This window comes from Tychonema sp. LEGE 07196 (assembly GCF_963890365.1).
GTDB lineage: Bacteria > Cyanobacteriota > Cyanobacteriia > Cyanobacteriales > Microcoleaceae > Microcoleus.
In genome coordinates this window covers 1-14,119 of sequence record NZ_CAWPRX010000036.1, presented here as the reverse complement: position 1 = coordinate 14,119, position 14,119 = coordinate 1, and the positions used below count along the sequence as shown (strand labels likewise).

At 45.3% G+C, this 14,119-nt stretch carries 14 protein-coding genes; 6 read left to right on the top strand and 8 right to left on the bottom strand.

Annotation, left to right across the window (positions count from 1 at the left end; all coding sequences use genetic code 11):
• Nucleotides 1-5: 5 nt before the first annotated feature.
• The 4 genes from AACV78_RS04800 to msrA all read right to left on the bottom strand — a co-directional run bounded on the left by AACV78_RS04800 (nt 6) and on the right by msrA (nt 2,194).
• The gene (locus AACV78_RS04800) at nt 6-563 is read right to left on the bottom strand and encodes a DUF948 domain-containing protein (protein WP_194009037.1); all 558 of its coding nucleotides are present in this window, start codon (nt 561-563) and stop codon (nt 6-8) included.
• Between the two features lie 118 nt (nt 564-681).
• Nucleotides 682-1,023 carry a YtxH domain-containing protein gene (locus tag AACV78_RS04795; protein ID WP_194009036.1) on the bottom strand — a complete coding sequence of 114 codons (342 nt, stop codon included), beginning with the start codon at nt 1,021-1,023 and terminating at the stop codon, nt 682-684.
• Nucleotides 1,024-1,061: 38 nt separating this feature from the next.
• Nucleotides 1,062-1,361 (bottom strand): hypothetical protein, encoded by a 300-nt coding sequence (locus tag AACV78_RS04790; RefSeq protein ID WP_228042080.1) that lies wholly within the window; start codon nt 1,359-1,361, stop codon nt 1,062-1,064.
• Nucleotides 1,362-1,540: 179 nt separating this feature from the next.
• The gene (gene msrA, locus AACV78_RS04785; RefSeq protein ID WP_194009034.1) at nt 1,541-2,194 is read right to left on the bottom strand and encodes a peptide-methionine (S)-S-oxide reductase MsrA; all 654 of its coding nucleotides are present in this window, start codon (nt 2,192-2,194) and stop codon (nt 1,541-1,543) included.
• Nucleotides 2,195-2,511: 317 nt separating this feature from the next.
• On the opposite strand from msrA, the gene AACV78_RS04780 reads away from it, so the two are divergent.
• Entirely contained in the window at nt 2,512-2,646 is a 135-nt protein-coding gene (locus AACV78_RS04780) for a hypothetical protein (protein ID WP_255512929.1), read from the top strand.
• Between the two features lie 356 nt (nt 2,647-3,002).
• On the opposite strand, the gene AACV78_RS04775 is transcribed toward AACV78_RS04780, so the two are convergent.
• Nucleotides 3,003-3,929 carry a DUF6999 family protein gene (locus AACV78_RS04775; protein WP_194009033.1) on the bottom strand — a complete coding sequence of 309 codons (927 nt, stop codon included), beginning with the start codon at nt 3,927-3,929 and terminating at the stop codon, nt 3,003-3,005.
• Nucleotides 3,929-5,797 (bottom strand): 3-oxoacyl-[acyl-carrier-protein] synthase III C-terminal domain-containing protein, encoded by a 1,869-nt coding sequence (locus AACV78_RS04770; RefSeq protein ID WP_194009032.1) that lies wholly within the window; start codon nt 5,795-5,797, stop codon nt 3,929-3,931. The genes AACV78_RS04775 and AACV78_RS04770 overlap by 1 nt, the downstream gene beginning before the upstream one ends.
• A gap of 397 nt (nt 5,798-6,194) precedes the next feature.
• On the opposite strand from AACV78_RS04770, the gene AACV78_RS04765 reads away from it, so the two are divergent.
• Nucleotides 6,195-7,214, top strand: a complete 1,020-nt coding sequence (locus tag AACV78_RS04765) for a hypothetical protein (RefSeq protein WP_194009031.1) — start codon at nt 6,195-6,197, stop codon at nt 7,212-7,214.
• Between the two features lie 32 nt (nt 7,215-7,246).
• On the opposite strand, the gene serS is transcribed toward AACV78_RS04765, so the two are convergent.
• The gene (gene serS / locus AACV78_RS04760; protein WP_194009030.1) at nt 7,247-8,527 is read right to left on the bottom strand and encodes a serine--tRNA ligase; all 1,281 of its coding nucleotides are present in this window, start codon (nt 8,525-8,527) and stop codon (nt 7,247-7,249) included.
• 404 nt (nt 8,528-8,931) lie between these two features.
• On the opposite strand from serS, the gene AACV78_RS04755 reads away from it, so the two are divergent.
• A complete protein-coding gene (locus AACV78_RS04755; RefSeq protein ID WP_194009029.1) occupies nt 8,932-10,083 on the top strand; it encodes a glycosyltransferase family 4 protein in 1,152 nt (383 codons plus the stop codon).
• A gap of 106 nt (nt 10,084-10,189) precedes the next feature.
• Nucleotides 10,190-10,570, top strand: a complete 381-nt coding sequence (locus AACV78_RS04750; RefSeq protein ID WP_194009028.1) for a hypothetical protein — start codon at nt 10,190-10,192, stop codon at nt 10,568-10,570.
• A gap of 135 nt (nt 10,571-10,705) precedes the next feature.
• On the opposite strand, the gene AACV78_RS04745 is transcribed toward AACV78_RS04750, so the two are convergent.
• A complete protein-coding gene (locus AACV78_RS04745; RefSeq protein WP_194009027.1) occupies nt 10,706-10,954 on the bottom strand; it encodes a CRR7 family NDH-1 assembly protein in 249 nt (82 codons plus the stop codon).
• Nucleotides 10,955-11,240: 286 nt separating this feature from the next.
• On the opposite strand from AACV78_RS04745, the gene sir reads away from it, so the two are divergent.
• Entirely contained in the window at nt 11,241-13,226 is a 1,986-nt protein-coding gene (gene sir, locus AACV78_RS04740; RefSeq protein ID WP_194009026.1) for a sulfite reductase, ferredoxin dependent, read from the top strand.
• Nucleotides 13,227-13,522: 296 nt separating this feature from the next.
• On the top strand, nt 13,523-14,119 hold a 597-nt coding region (locus tag AACV78_RS04735; RefSeq protein ID WP_194074272.1), incomplete at its 3' end, for an RsmE family RNA methyltransferase.

Below are 14,119 nucleotides of genomic sequence, written 5' to 3'. Positions count from 1 at the left end.
TGGAATCAAGAATCCTTCGACACTTCCTCAAAATCTTCCGCATCCTCCGCTAAACCCAAACCCTCGCCACTCCTCAACCTCGGCGATTCCCGATTACTCCCAGAATACCTGTCATCCAAACCCGAATCCCTCAGCGAAATCGCACTTCTTTGACTCGCCGACAACCGATCTGAACGGCGATTTGTCCCAGAAATCGACGGCCGGCGAGTTAAAGTTTTCCAAGCAGCCCTAATCCCACTCACGACGCTGCGAGTTGTCACCTGCACGTTGTGCGCCTGCTTCTTCGCACTACCAATACTGCGATCGACCTGTTTGACAACCTCCCCCGCACTTTGCACCCCATCGCTAACATCATCCGTCAACTCGCTAATTTCGTGCCCCGTCAACCGAATCGCCTCCAAAGTCGGCGGAAACTCGCGAGAAAGCGTGTCAGCCAGCTTTTCCACGCTGCGCGCTGCCCGTGTCAATGCTTGCACCGCAGGTATTAAAGTCACTAATACAGCAGTCAGGCTAACTGCCACTAGCAAAATCGAAAGTCCTAACCAAAAGATGGGATCGCTCACTTGTATCTGGGATGGAGGGTTTGGGATTTCATCAGGAAATGTGGATCTAATTTTACCGTCAATTTTGATGAAATTCTTGTGGGACGGGTATCCTGCCCGTCCCCAACAGCTAAGTCAATTAGCGGATGGGAGGGCGCGACGCAGGACTGACTTCGGCTTCAGTTTCCGACAGTGTTTGGCGTTCCCGCTGAGTTGCTTCCAAACCGGCCGCGATCGCCTCTTTGAGTCTAACCAAAGTTTCGTCCCAATTACGCAGTGCAGTTTCCGAAAGTCGATCGGCCTGCAACTGCACGCTACTGGATAAATCCTCCGCCAACGCAGGCATTGCCTCGGCCGATTTTTTCAATATCTGCCGCGTCTCCTTGCCCGGTCGCGGCGCCATCAGCAACCCAGTCACGGCCCCGATCGCAGAACCCACCAACAGACCGCCAATAAATAATCCCGAACGTTTAGATGACATTTTTATAACTACTCTCTCTCCATAGGTTTTAGGATAGCTTACCTCAAAGCTCGATCGCGCCTGGACCAGAGCATTCGCCCCAAACCCACCAATCCCAAAAGTTGCCGAACCTGTTGCAGTTGCAATTCCAGTTGTTGATAATTCCGTCGCAGTTGATGAGCACCTTGTTGCCTTTTAGCAAAAAAATCCGGTGATTTACCCAGGACATTGCTGCTACAGCGATCGATTGCTGCAATCCGAAACTCCAAAAGTGCGATCGTCCGCCTGATTTTCCACACTCTCGCAGCTATATAAAAACACACCATAGATATTAGTAGATTGATAATTACAACACCCATCAGCATTTCTCACCTATTTTCAACTACTAATCTACCCTGATATTTATGGCGGGCTAGCAGCAACAGCCCGCCAAATATTTTGTAGAGATACCACAATGTTGTATCATGAAATATGTTGTAGAAACGCAACATTGTGGTGTCCCAATCTATTTGTCCCTATCCATAAGGCGCGTAAAATTTTAAGCCTGAGACATAGCAGGCAAACAAACCTTAGTACCGCCCAAACCGCAATAACCGTTCGGGTTTTTAGCAAGATACTGCTGGTGATAGCTTTCTGCGTAATAAAACTCAGGAGCCTCCATAATTTCCGTGGTAATCTTGCCGTAACCTTCCGCCGTCAGAGCTTGCTGGTAAGCATCGCGCGAAGCTTCAGCTAGCTGTTTTTGCTTGGCTGAATAGGTGTAAATGCCCGATCGATATTGAGTACCCGAATCATTACCCTGACGCATTCCTTGAGTCGGATTGTGACTTTCCCAAAAAACTTTGAGCAGCGTTTCGTAACTCACTACCTTCGGATCGAACACAACCAAAACAACTTCATTGTGTCCCGTCATCCCGCTGCAAACTTCGTTATAAGTAGGATTCGGAGTAATCCCCGCCGCGTAGCCCGCAGCCGTCGAAAAAACTCCCTCTTGCTGCCAAAATTTCCGTTCCGCGCCCCAAAAACAGCCCAGGCCAAACACGGCAGTTTCCATGCCGTTTGGAAAGGGAGGTTTTAGCGGATTGCCGTTAACAAAGTGAGCTGCCGGTACCGACATCGACTCTGCCCGTCCCGGTAATGCCTCTTGGGGAGAGGGCAGGCTCGACTTTTTGCCAAATCCAAATAGCACCATAAATTTGTGAGGGCGATCTCTGATAAACGTCTTTACCTTACTTAATAATATCAGATATTCACTGAAAATAGTGGCTGTTTTGAAGGTAAAGGCTAAAGAGCATAAGGCTGAGTTGTTTTTCCGAGTGTTGGTGATACTGCTCACATCCAATGCAGCTTTCAATCACATTAAGCCGTGTTATGTATCACCCAAAATCACCTAAAATATCACTTATTGTTGAGGAATAAATCACGCAGATTTTAGGCAAAATAGCCGATTATTAAATTATAGGGTTGTAGTAGAAGTTATTGAGGACAATTTCTAAGGAGTGTGGACAAATGGCAATTAAATCTTGCAGTGAACCTTTAAAATCTAATCCGTTTATCACTTACCGCGATCCGATTACAGGTAAGTGGATTGTGGTTCATGATTTGTCGAAAGTAGGGGAAAATTCACAGCTAGCCGCAGCTTGATATTTCTTTGTGATTAGAGCTAAAAATCAACAATGTTTGGCAACTCCTTGGGTACATAAGCTTAGAGGTTTTCGATGATTAAGCAAATCCTATCATATCGAGCAATTGTTCCGAGTAAAATTGGGAGCATTTCATTTTTACCAAACTGAGATGCTCTCCTTTATTATTTTGGGTTTTATGCAGACTAAAGTCCTCGCTAGGAACCTATTTATAGCGGTTATCAAAAAAGTGAGGTATACCCAATGCCCTGCGCGGGCCAATACCCAATGCCCTGCGCGGGCCAATGCCCAATGCCCGACATCACCTCATCTTTCTGAGAAAGGCTATAATTGTTTTTATGCCAGAGCTAATGAATTCTAATTTTCAGCATTGCTCATCTCTTTTCGCAGTTCCAAGTACCGATAGAGATATTCCGAAATTATCCCGTGCAAAAACAAGTCGCGCGCTGCATTAAACGGACTGTTTGGCGCTAGCGGATGGCGGTTCACAATTACATGATTCCAATCGCAATTTTCCGTAATTTCGCTGACGTACACTCCAAAGTTTTCATCTAACTGAAGCGACATCACTGCTCGCGCAAATTCGTCGCTAGTCAAACACAGAGAATAAAATACTTTAAACAATTCGATCGCAGATTCTAAATCCAGAATCCTCAGCCACCTGCGTTTTTCAAAATCAATTTCAACTTCCACAGGTTGAATACTATCATAATTAATTCCCCGTTTTTTGACAATCTGCAACCAGTTGGGATTTGTCAGCATAGCCTGGTTGTAATCCCAGACAAAGTTATACAGAATTAAGTCGTGTTCGAGAAAGGCATTGTCAGCTAAATCGCTAACTGTGCGCGGATAAAGTTTTGATTTTTCAATCTGGGTGTCCGGACCGTTATCAATCAAGAAGTTGATAATGTTAGAACCCGCGTTTATGTGCCGCACAATTAAATAACAAGCTTCTGGCGATACAAAGTTATTTAGGAAAAATGCGGCAGATTTGTGCATTAAAGTGTAAGCGCGAAATTGAAATGGCAACAGGCGCTTTGTTGTCATAATTACCGCCAGCAACAAGTTAGCAATTACTTTAATCGGGATGAGCAAATAACTGCGAGTCCAGTTTTGCAAATCCCTTATCATATATGCTTTTGCAACGGAATCGACGGGAATTGACCGATCGCAAAACAGGACATCCCAAACATTCGGATCTCGGCGGTTGTAGGGTTTCGTAGCATAAGGAATTTTCCGCTCATCCTGGAAATTTTCGGCATCTTGTGTTTGCAGCTTTTGCATTAGCAAATTTCCTCCAATTGCAGCAAATATAAACGAGCAGTAACGCGGGCGGTTTTGACAATGCGGCGGGCGATATAATCCGTCATCCATTCGGCATTAATTAAATTTTCTAATTTGGCTAAATGCGACTCGTCATTAACTCCGTGATAAGCTAAAAACGATACTTGTTCGTCTTGCAAACCGAGAGTTTCCTTAATTTCTTTTGCCCACTTTCCGGCCAACCGATTTCCCAATCCTTCGATTATAAACATACTGCCAATTAAATCGACCGGATTTTCCCGCGATGCTTGGTGGAAGATAAAAGCTGATAAAGCTTCGCTGCCAATATTCTTATCATATTCGACAATTTTTGACAACTCGCCGCCGACAGAAACATAATTTTTTTCTAGCATTTGATAGTCGCGGTGTTCGTCTTGGGCGTGGCCGATAAAAGTCGATCGCAGGCGGAAGTCAGTCATGTTAGAAGCAGCACGCGCAATCCAGCGAGCACCCTCGACAACTTGCGGGCGGAGATTGCACAACAAAGCTTGATAGTCTTCTATTGTAAACTCTCCCCGGTACAATTTGCGGACAATGGGAACAGAACGAATGGAGCGATCGAACTTCAGCCAAATCCCGGCTAACTCCCGCAACAAATAAGCTTGCGGAGAGTGGGGATTTTCCGGTTTAAGGCTTTCGAGAGGAGAAGCTGCGGGAACATCAACGGATTTAGAGATTTGAGAAATCCTAGATTTCTTGGTATTTTCCACAACAGTTAACATCATGTAAGCCGTTGTAAAGCGGCCGCTTTCCGGGACAAAACAAAAGATTTTTTGTCCTGGCTGCAACTTGCCAGAATTGAACAATTCCTCTAACATTAAATAAATCGACGCGCAGCCTGTATTTCCCCTGGTGTACAAGTTGGTAAACCATTTTTCTTCAGGAATCATGCAGCCTGCTTGTTCCAGAAGTTCCACAATTTGTCCCCGGAAAAAGTGAGAGGAATAGTGGCACAGCAGCCAGTCGATTTCCTGCGGAAAAACTTTCCCTGCTTTAATCAAGCTCAGCCAACCTTCAACGCCTAATTGCATTACATTGTCGAGCAAGCGAATATTTTGCCGCAAGTCAAAAGCTCCCGCTGCGGCTGCATCGAGGTAGGAAGAATAATCTAACCAGCTTTTAGTTGCTGTTTCGTTTGCTAATCCTGAATACATACAAACTGGATAGGCGTTGGCGTGGGAAGTTAGCTCGATCCATTCTATCTTTAAACTAATTCCTGTTGCGTTGGGATGGTTTTGCAGCAAAAATGCTCCGGCACCGTCTGATAGCATCCAGCGCAGAAATTCTGTATCGAAAGGTAGGGATTTTCCGGCTTGGACTGATGTTTCTGCTTCAAATTTGGTGTTTTTGAACAAACGTGAGGGAAATTCGGAAGCTACGGCGATTGCTGTTTGTTTTTTTCCGAGTTCGAGTTGAGATGCGGCGTAGTTTAATGCGGTAATTCCGGCACAGCAAACTCCTTGAGTTGAAACTATTTCTAGGGGAGATAATTCGGAAAGTTCGCCGTGTACTGTGCTGGCAAATCCCGGTACTAATAAGTCTGGTAAAGTGGTGGCGCAGGCTAGTAAGTCGATCGCCCCCGGTTCCAAATTTGTCTGGGCGATCGCATCCCGGACGGCAAAAGCTGCCATTTGGCTGTTAGAATACAATGTTTGCTGCTGTTTGTCGATCGCGTAATAGCGCTGTTTAATCCCGTTGCTGTTGAGAATGCGCTGTCTGACTCGCGAAGGGCGATCGGCAATTTTGCCCAAATACTCCTCCATCTCATCATTATTAATTGGTTTTCCGGGCAAAAATTTTCCAATCCGATTGATATAAGCACTGTACATACTGTCAACCTCAAGTAGAAGGAAGAAGGAAGAAGGAAGTTCGGCAACGAGCAATGTACGGGATGTAACGGATGTAACGGATGTAAGTCCGTCGGAAGAAGGAAGAGGAAGAAGGAAGAAGGAAGAAGGAAGAAGACATACACGGAAAGCTTTATAGCAATTCGTATTTTACGTTTAATTAGGTGGATTTGCTGAGTAAATCCAGCCCGAAAATATCTAAAATTAATTGTGCTTTGGGAAGCAGCGAACTTGCAAGGAGTCACCAGTTATATTGTAGAGTTGGGCGAAATCAGACAAGTTGAGCAACAGTAGCAAGAAGTAATGTGAAGCGGGGTGAAGTTTTTTGTAAAATTGAGCCAATATGTAACTAAAGTTCCTTCGCTGCTTCCCGACTCAAATGGATATTGCTTCACTAGATGCTTGGTATTCTCAATCACAGCGCCGCGCGGCTGTTTCGCTGTTGATGAAACGAGTAGGCGTAACTCGCACTAGGGCTGAATGTTTTATACGGCTTTGGATTTACTTATCAGTCAAACAGCTTCAGGAAAGCCAGCCCAGCCTCAAACCGCCGCTGGTTAAACTGGAATTGCTAGCAACAGAAGTGCAGTGCACTCATCGGGAAGCAGCAGAACTATTTTACTCCGATTCCGATCGCGGGAGCGATCGCGCCGCCGGCATGATGTTAGACAAATTAGCAGCACTAGGATTGATCGCAAAACACTTTGACGGTAACGCTACAGCAATTCAAATTCAACCAGTTTCCGAAATTTTAGATCCCGCGCCGCCGGAAAATTCAGTCAAACTCAAATTAGATAATTTTAATCCTCGGTGCGATGCAATTCCCGTTGCAAATTTACTAGCAACCAATTACAACTGGATGAACCGCAGCACTAACGCAGTTCCCTACCAAATTGCTAAAATTCTCCGAATTTTGGCAGGAAAATATTCAAAAGGAATGCGAGTTTTGCGCCGCTGCGACAATCTGAATCCTGTAGGTTTTTACCTATTATATCCCACCGCAGCCGAATCGGAAGTTAATTTTTTTAACGCACCCAGTAAAAGCCTGCATTTAAGTTCGGTTGCTGCTGAGATCGATCCTTTTATCATGGCGCTTCCGGGAGATGAAAATTGCCAGTCAGTATTTGTTCGCAGTTGGATGATAGATCCGCAATATTTAGAAGAATACCGCGTTATTTTTCTCGAACACATCCAGAAAGTTTTAGTAGAAATGAAACAAGATTTTCCCAATCTTTGCGATTTGCATACGCTAATCATTCACCCGATGTACGAAAAAATGAGTTTTGCTTTGGGTTTTCAAAAGACTAATAGTGATGCTCAACTATCTCTTTATTGGATGTATTTAGCGTTGGATAGATTTTTAGCGCTGGATATTAAGGAAGCGCTAAAAAATTTGTAAGTCGGCGGTTTTAACCGCCCCGTCTTCGCAGTTTACAAAACCTCGCGATTGAGATAAGGTTGCAGCACTTCCGGCACTTTTACCGTCCCATCCGGCTGCTGGTAATTCTCCAAAATTGCCGCCATTGTCCGGCCCACGGCTAAACCGGAACCGTTGAGGGCGTGCACGAATTGAGTGCCTTTTTTCCCCGCTTCTTTAAAGCGAATGTTAGCCCGCCGCGCCTGAAAATCTGCGACGTTGGAACAACTCGAAATCTCGCGGTATTTGCCCGCAGACGGCAGCCACACCTCTAAATCGTAGGTTTTTGCTGCTGCGAAACCTAAGTCGCCGGTACAAAGCTCGATCGTCCGATAAGGCAATTTCAGAGCCTGCAAAACTCCCTCAGCATCCTGCACGAGCTTTTCGTGTTCTGCCTCGGAGGTACTCGGATGCACCAGTTTCACCAATTCTACTTTATTAAATTGGTGCAACCGAATTAATCCCCGTGTATCTTTGCCGTAACTGCCAGCTTCTCGGCGAAAGCAAGGAGTGAAAGAACAGTGATAAATTGGCAACTGTTCCGCTGTCAATATTTCACCCCTGTACAAATTCACCACCGGAACTTCGGAAGTAGGAATTAACCACAAATCGTCTCGATCGCACTTGAAACTTTCTTCGGCAAATTTCGGCAATTGACCCGTAGCAGTCAGAGATTCTGAGTTGACTAAAAATGGGGGAATTACTTCTATATAACCAGCTTTCGTGTGGCGGTCGAGCATGAATTGAATAATCGCTCTTTCCAGGGCTGCACCAGCTCCAATTAAAGTGATAAATCGAGGGGCTGCGATTTTTACTGCCCGTTCAAAGTTAATAATTCCTAGTTTTTCGCCAATTTCCCAGTGCGGCAAAATATCGGGATTTTGGGGAATGTATTCGTCTCCCCAGCGCCGAATTTCGATGTTTTCTTCTTCGTTTTTGCCCAAGGGGGTTGATTTACCCGGCAAGTTGGGCAAGGGCAGCAATAAAGCTTCTATTTGAGCTTTGAGGTCTTTTTCCTGTGCTTGCAATTCGTTCGACTGCGCGCCGACTTCGTTGCCTTCTGCTTGCAAAGTCTGAATTTCGGGGGATTCGAGGGGTAAACCCGATTTTCTTTTTTGGCCGATGAGTTTGGCTATTTCGTTGCTGCGGGCTTGCAGTTGCGATCGCTTGTTTTCCAACTCCCGCTGCTGTTTGTCTAATTGCAAAATCGGCTCGATTTCATAGCTGCCTCCTCTAGTGTTGAGGCTTTCTTCTACGGCTTGCGGGTTTTCTCGGATTAATTTGAGGTCTAGCACAGATTTTTTCTAAATTTTAAATTTTATAAGGATTTGCGATCGGAAACCCGATTTCGTGGAAAATATTGGCTTTGGCAAGCATAAATCTACGAATTCACAGGCTTTTTGAGGATTCTTGCGTCTGTCTCATCTTAGGTTAACAGGGACTATATCCTCAGACATACAAGCTTTAGCAATCATTTAGTACCTCAACTATAACTTATTCTCATTAAATATTGGCGTTGGTGTCACCCATCAGGGGTGACACCCCACAAAATGATGCTATAGTAAGCTCATTAGTAGATGCACCCTGATAATTTTCTCCCCTAACCAGCGATGGTGAGGGGCTTTTTGTTGTTTGGGCTCGCAGGAAAGTTAAGATAAGACGGCGGTTGAAACCGCCCAGTCTTCTTATCGGGAGAAAAATGCGATCGACAAATCACCTATTCTGTTTCCTAGAAATATTTTCCAGCGAAGGCGGCATTCAATCCTACGCCCGAAACATCCTGAAAGCTTACCTGTCACTAACCGCAGCAAACAACTTTCCGCCACAAGCAGAAGTTTTGCTATTGCGAGATTCTCCAGATTGCCCAAATCCCTTCGAGTCAAAAAATCTCAAATTCTCTTACCTAAAAACTCATCTCGTTTGGCTTGGTCGTCTTAAGTTTGCCGCAAAATTGCTAACTTGTTTGCTGCAAAAACGACCGGAACGGGTTTTTTGCGGTCACATCAAACTCGCACCGCTAATTAAAACCTTATGCCAGCCGCTGGGAATTCCCTACACAATTTTAACTTACGGCAAGGAAGTTTGGGAACTGCTGCCACCAAAATATCAAATAGCAATGAGAGACGCTGGCAGCATTTGGACGATTAGCAGGTACACGCGCAATCGCACTTGCGAACTTAACAATTTAAATCCTGACAAATTCCAAATAGTGCCTTGTACTGTAGATGAAAATATATTTACTACGGGGCCCAAACCTTTGCATTTATTAGAAAAATACGATCTGGTTGGTGCTAAAATATTAATAACTGTAGCTAGATTGCGATCGCACGATAGTTACAAAGGAGTCGATGTCACAATTCAAGCTTTGCCGGAAATTGCCAAAAGTTTTCCCAATGTGAAATACTTAGTTATTGGACGCGGGGACGATCGCCCGAGATTAGCTAAACTCGCCGCCGATTTGGGAGTAGCCCAAAGAGTAATATTTGCGGGTTTTGTACCGACACAAAATTTAGCAGAACATTACCAGTTGGCGGATGCCTATGTAATGCCCTCCCAGGAAGGCTTCGGTATAGCTTATTTGGAAGCTTTAGCTTGCGGAGTACCGGTGCTGGCGGGGGACGCGGACGGTTCGGCAGATCCGCTGCAAGATGGTAAACTGGGATGGCGAGTTCCTCACCGAGATTCGGCAGCAGTAGCGGTTGCTTGTGTAGAAATTTTGCGAGGAGAGGATCGAAGGTGCGATCGCCCTTGGTTGAGGGAACAAACCCTGGCAAAATATAGTTTTCAATCGCTTTGTCAATCTTTACAAGGGATTTTTCAACCCTCTGACTCCGATCGACTTATGCTGTAGAGAGCGGTTTCGGTCTGTACAATAGCCAAATTAACTCGATCGACCGCGTGAATTTCTCAGTAGGATAGAGTTATGCCTACCCGCAAAGACACCAAAGGAGACCACCGTGAACCAAGGCACCCCCAAAATATCTTTAAATCTACCCCGTATTAGCAATTGGCTGATACTGCTGGGCATCGCCTGCGTGTTGGGTTCAATTGGTTTGGGTTGGATAGTTAAATCAGTATTGATTGTAGTAGGTTTGTTGCTACTAACACCTGTAGTCGCATTTTTCGCACTTCAGTGGTGGCTGAAACGCAATTTAATTGAAGACAATTGTCCAGTTTGTCAGTACGAATTTACAGCTTTAAATCAAACTCAGTTTCAGTGTGCCAACTGCGGCGAACCTTTGAAAATAGAGGAAGGTCATTTTAGCCGCTTGACACCGCCCGGTACGATCGACGTTACCGCCGTTGAAGTATCATCTGTCCAACAGTTGGAAGAATAGTTAGTTGTTATTGGTTATTTGTTATTGGTGATTGGTGATTAGTGTTATTGGTGATTAGTGTTATTGGTGATTGGTTATTATAACTAACAAGCAACAAATAACAAATAACAAATAACAAATAACAAATAACCAAAATTACTTTTCTAAACGCACTGCATACCACTGCAAAAATTTTCCGGGGCCGACATCTAATTCACAATAAGTATCAATTAAATACTTAGCTTGTTCTTCCACAGAAGATAATTTGAGCAAATCCTGTGGCAAATCTTCATGTTCCGCGGCTAAGACCGCTTTCAGCTTTTCTAATAATTCCGCCGCCGTCACAAACTGCTCCGGCTGGTTTGTTTCTAACACCACAAAGGTGTCTTCGTCATACAGTGACATAGTTTCAAAGGTTGAGGTTAATTATTTCTAAAGTTTCCGGCAGTTATGCTAGCGAAAGTATAAGCTCTTAATTACCATTTTTCAGCCCCGGTTCGATCGTGTTACAATTGAACAACATCAGAATTCCTACCGGATTACCGTTGTTAACTTAGTTATTAACCGAGTTTTCAACAGATCCGACACAGCATTTCTGAGGAAATTTGTCAAGTGAAAACTTGTCAAGTGTCAAATTGTCAAGAAATATTCAATCGGCTGTATCTAATTATAACTGGCACTATACATTCCCATGATCACATCTTCGACTTCAACGCCCGTGGCGCGCAAGCCCTCAAAATCAGAAGGTCTCAAAGAACGCAGCCACTATTTGCGAGAACCGATTGCGACTGAAATTTTACAAGAAACAACCCACTTCAGCGAAGAAGGGCTTCAAATTCTTAAATTTCACGGTTCGTACCAGCAAGACAACCGCGACAATCGAGTTAAAGGACAAGAAAAAGACTATCAGTTCATGCTCCGCACGCGCAATCCCGGCGGTTTCGTGCCCCCAGAACTATATCTTACATTAGACAAGCTATCCGAAGAATACGGCAACCACACCCTCCGCGTCACAACGCGCCAAGGTTTCCAAGTGCACGGCGTGTTGAAGAAAAATCTTAAAGCAGTGTTTTCCTCAATTATACAAAATATGGGGTCAACCTTGGGAGCTTGCGGCGACTTGAACCGCAACGTCATGGCACCGCCAGCACCGTACAAAAATCGCCCAGAATACGAGTATGCGCTGCAATACGCCAACAATGTGGCCGATTTGCTAGCACCGCAAACCGGTGCTTATTACGAAATTTGGCTGGATGGCGAAAAGGCTGTTTCAGGCGAGGAAGACCCAGCAGTCAAGGCCGCCAGACAGCGAAACGGTAACGGCACAATCTTTCACGACAAGGAAGAACCGATTTACGGCACCCATTATATGCCGCGCAAGTTCAAGTGTTCTGTTACTGTACCGGGAGACAATTCGGTTGATTTGTACTCTCAAGATTTGAGCTTGGTGGTAATTACCAATGAAGCTGGCGAGTTGCAAGGTTTTGATGTGTATGCCGGCGGCGGTTTGGGACGCACTCACAATAAAGAAGAAACTTTTGCGCGGCTTGCGGATGAGATTTGCTATGTTGCCAAGGATGATGTTTACGATTTGGTCAAGGCAATTGTAGCAACGCAAAGAGATTTTGGCGATCGCACAGACAGACGACACGCGCGACTGAAATATCTGATTAACGACAAAGGCCTGCAGTGGTTCCGGGCAAAAGTAGCCGAATATTTTGGCAAGCCGCTAGAAGCGTTTAAACCCCTGCCTGATTGGAAGTATTTGGATTTCTTGGGCTGGCAGGAACAAGGCGACGGCAAGCTGTTTGTCGGCATTTCCATAGACAATGGCCGAATTAAGGACGAAGGTTCATTTCAGTTAAAAACGGCTTTGCGGGAAATCGTGCAGAAGTACAATGTGCCGATGCTGGTAACGCCCCACCAAAACGTTTTGATTTACGATATTTCGCCGGATTTCAAACAGGAAATTCAGGGAATACTCGATCGCTGCGGCATTCAGCGGGAAACGGCCATCGACCCCATAGCACGCTATGCGATGGCCTGTCCGGCAATGCCGACCTGCGGGCTGGCGATTACCGAGTCCGAGCGCGTGATGCCGAGCTTTTTAGAGCGAATTCGGGCACTTTTGACCAAAGTTGGTTTAGAAGACGAGCATTTTGTGGTGCGGATGACCGGTTGCCCCAACGGATGCGCCCGCCCTTATTTAGCAGAATTGGCGTTTGTCGGGAGTGCACCGGAATCCTACCAGATTTGGCTGGGCGGTTCCCCAGACCAAACGCGGCTGGCACAGCCAATTGAGCAAAAGCTGCACGTAAATGATTTTGAAGCTTTTCTGGAGCCGATTTTTATCTATTTTAAGCAAAAACGACAATTGAGCGAGAGTTTTGGCAATTTTTGCGATCGTGTTGGGTTAGAATCTATCCGTCAATTTGTAACCAATCACCAATCTGCTGACTCGATGACAACTGAGATAAATGATTTAGATGTTACGTCTAGTAACGGCGAAGAGAATGAGACTGCTACTGCTGGCGGCAAAGTCCGCCGTCGAATTAGCGTCCGCGATGAAATCTACAACGAACTCAAGGAAGAAGCCGCCCGTCAGAGCAAGCCGATTACACAGCTAGCAACAGAGGCGATTTCCACTTATCTGAAGAAGATTAAGGAGGAAGGATAAGCCGATTTACGATTGTCAATTTTCGATCGCATCAAATAGAGTTTAGGCAAAAGTAACATAAGGGCAGAGCATTTGCAGAAAAAAAACTTGAATTTGTCAAATAATTCAGGTTGTAAATGCTTTGCCTTTAATATTTATGAGCCGATTGAAATCGCTTCTTGTCAAACGATGTCCGCGCAACGCGAGACTAAGAAATACATCAGATAAACAATCCATCTCCTCTCTTCCTCAGCGTTCTCTGCGCTCTCTGCGGTTAAATAAAAAAATCTAATAGAAAACGAGCAATCTAAAATTCAATGGCTCAATTACAAAGATTAGCAGTTACCGCCGCCCAAATTTGTGCTAACCAAATCGATTTAACTAAAGAACAACAGCATTATTTAAATCGGGTGCTGCGGCTGCAAGCGGGCGATCGATTTATTGCGATGGACGGCCGCGGACATTGGTGGTTAGCAATTCTAGCAGCCAGCGAAACCGGGTTATTTGCCTCGATAACAGAGGAGATTGCCGCGAACGGGGAGCTTCCGGTGACAGTAACTTTGATGGCCGCATTGCCCAAGGGAAATGGCTTTGATGAGGTTGTCAGGCAGGCAACGGAGCTGGGTGTGGCTAGTATTGTGCCGGTGACGAGCGATCGCACTTTGCTCAAACCTAGTTCTCAAAAGGTCGATCGCTGGAGAAGGATTGCAGCAGAGGCCGCAGAACAGTCGGAACGTCAAATTGTCCCAGAAATTTTAGAGCCTGTTTCCTTTAATTTGGCTGTGAAAAATTGCGGTCAAAAACATCGATTTATTTGTGTGGCTCGCGGGGAAAATCGCCATTTGTGGGACTGTGTGAGCGGTTTAGAACCCCCCCAGCCCCCCTTGCTAAGGGGGGCTGGGGGGGTTCTAAAC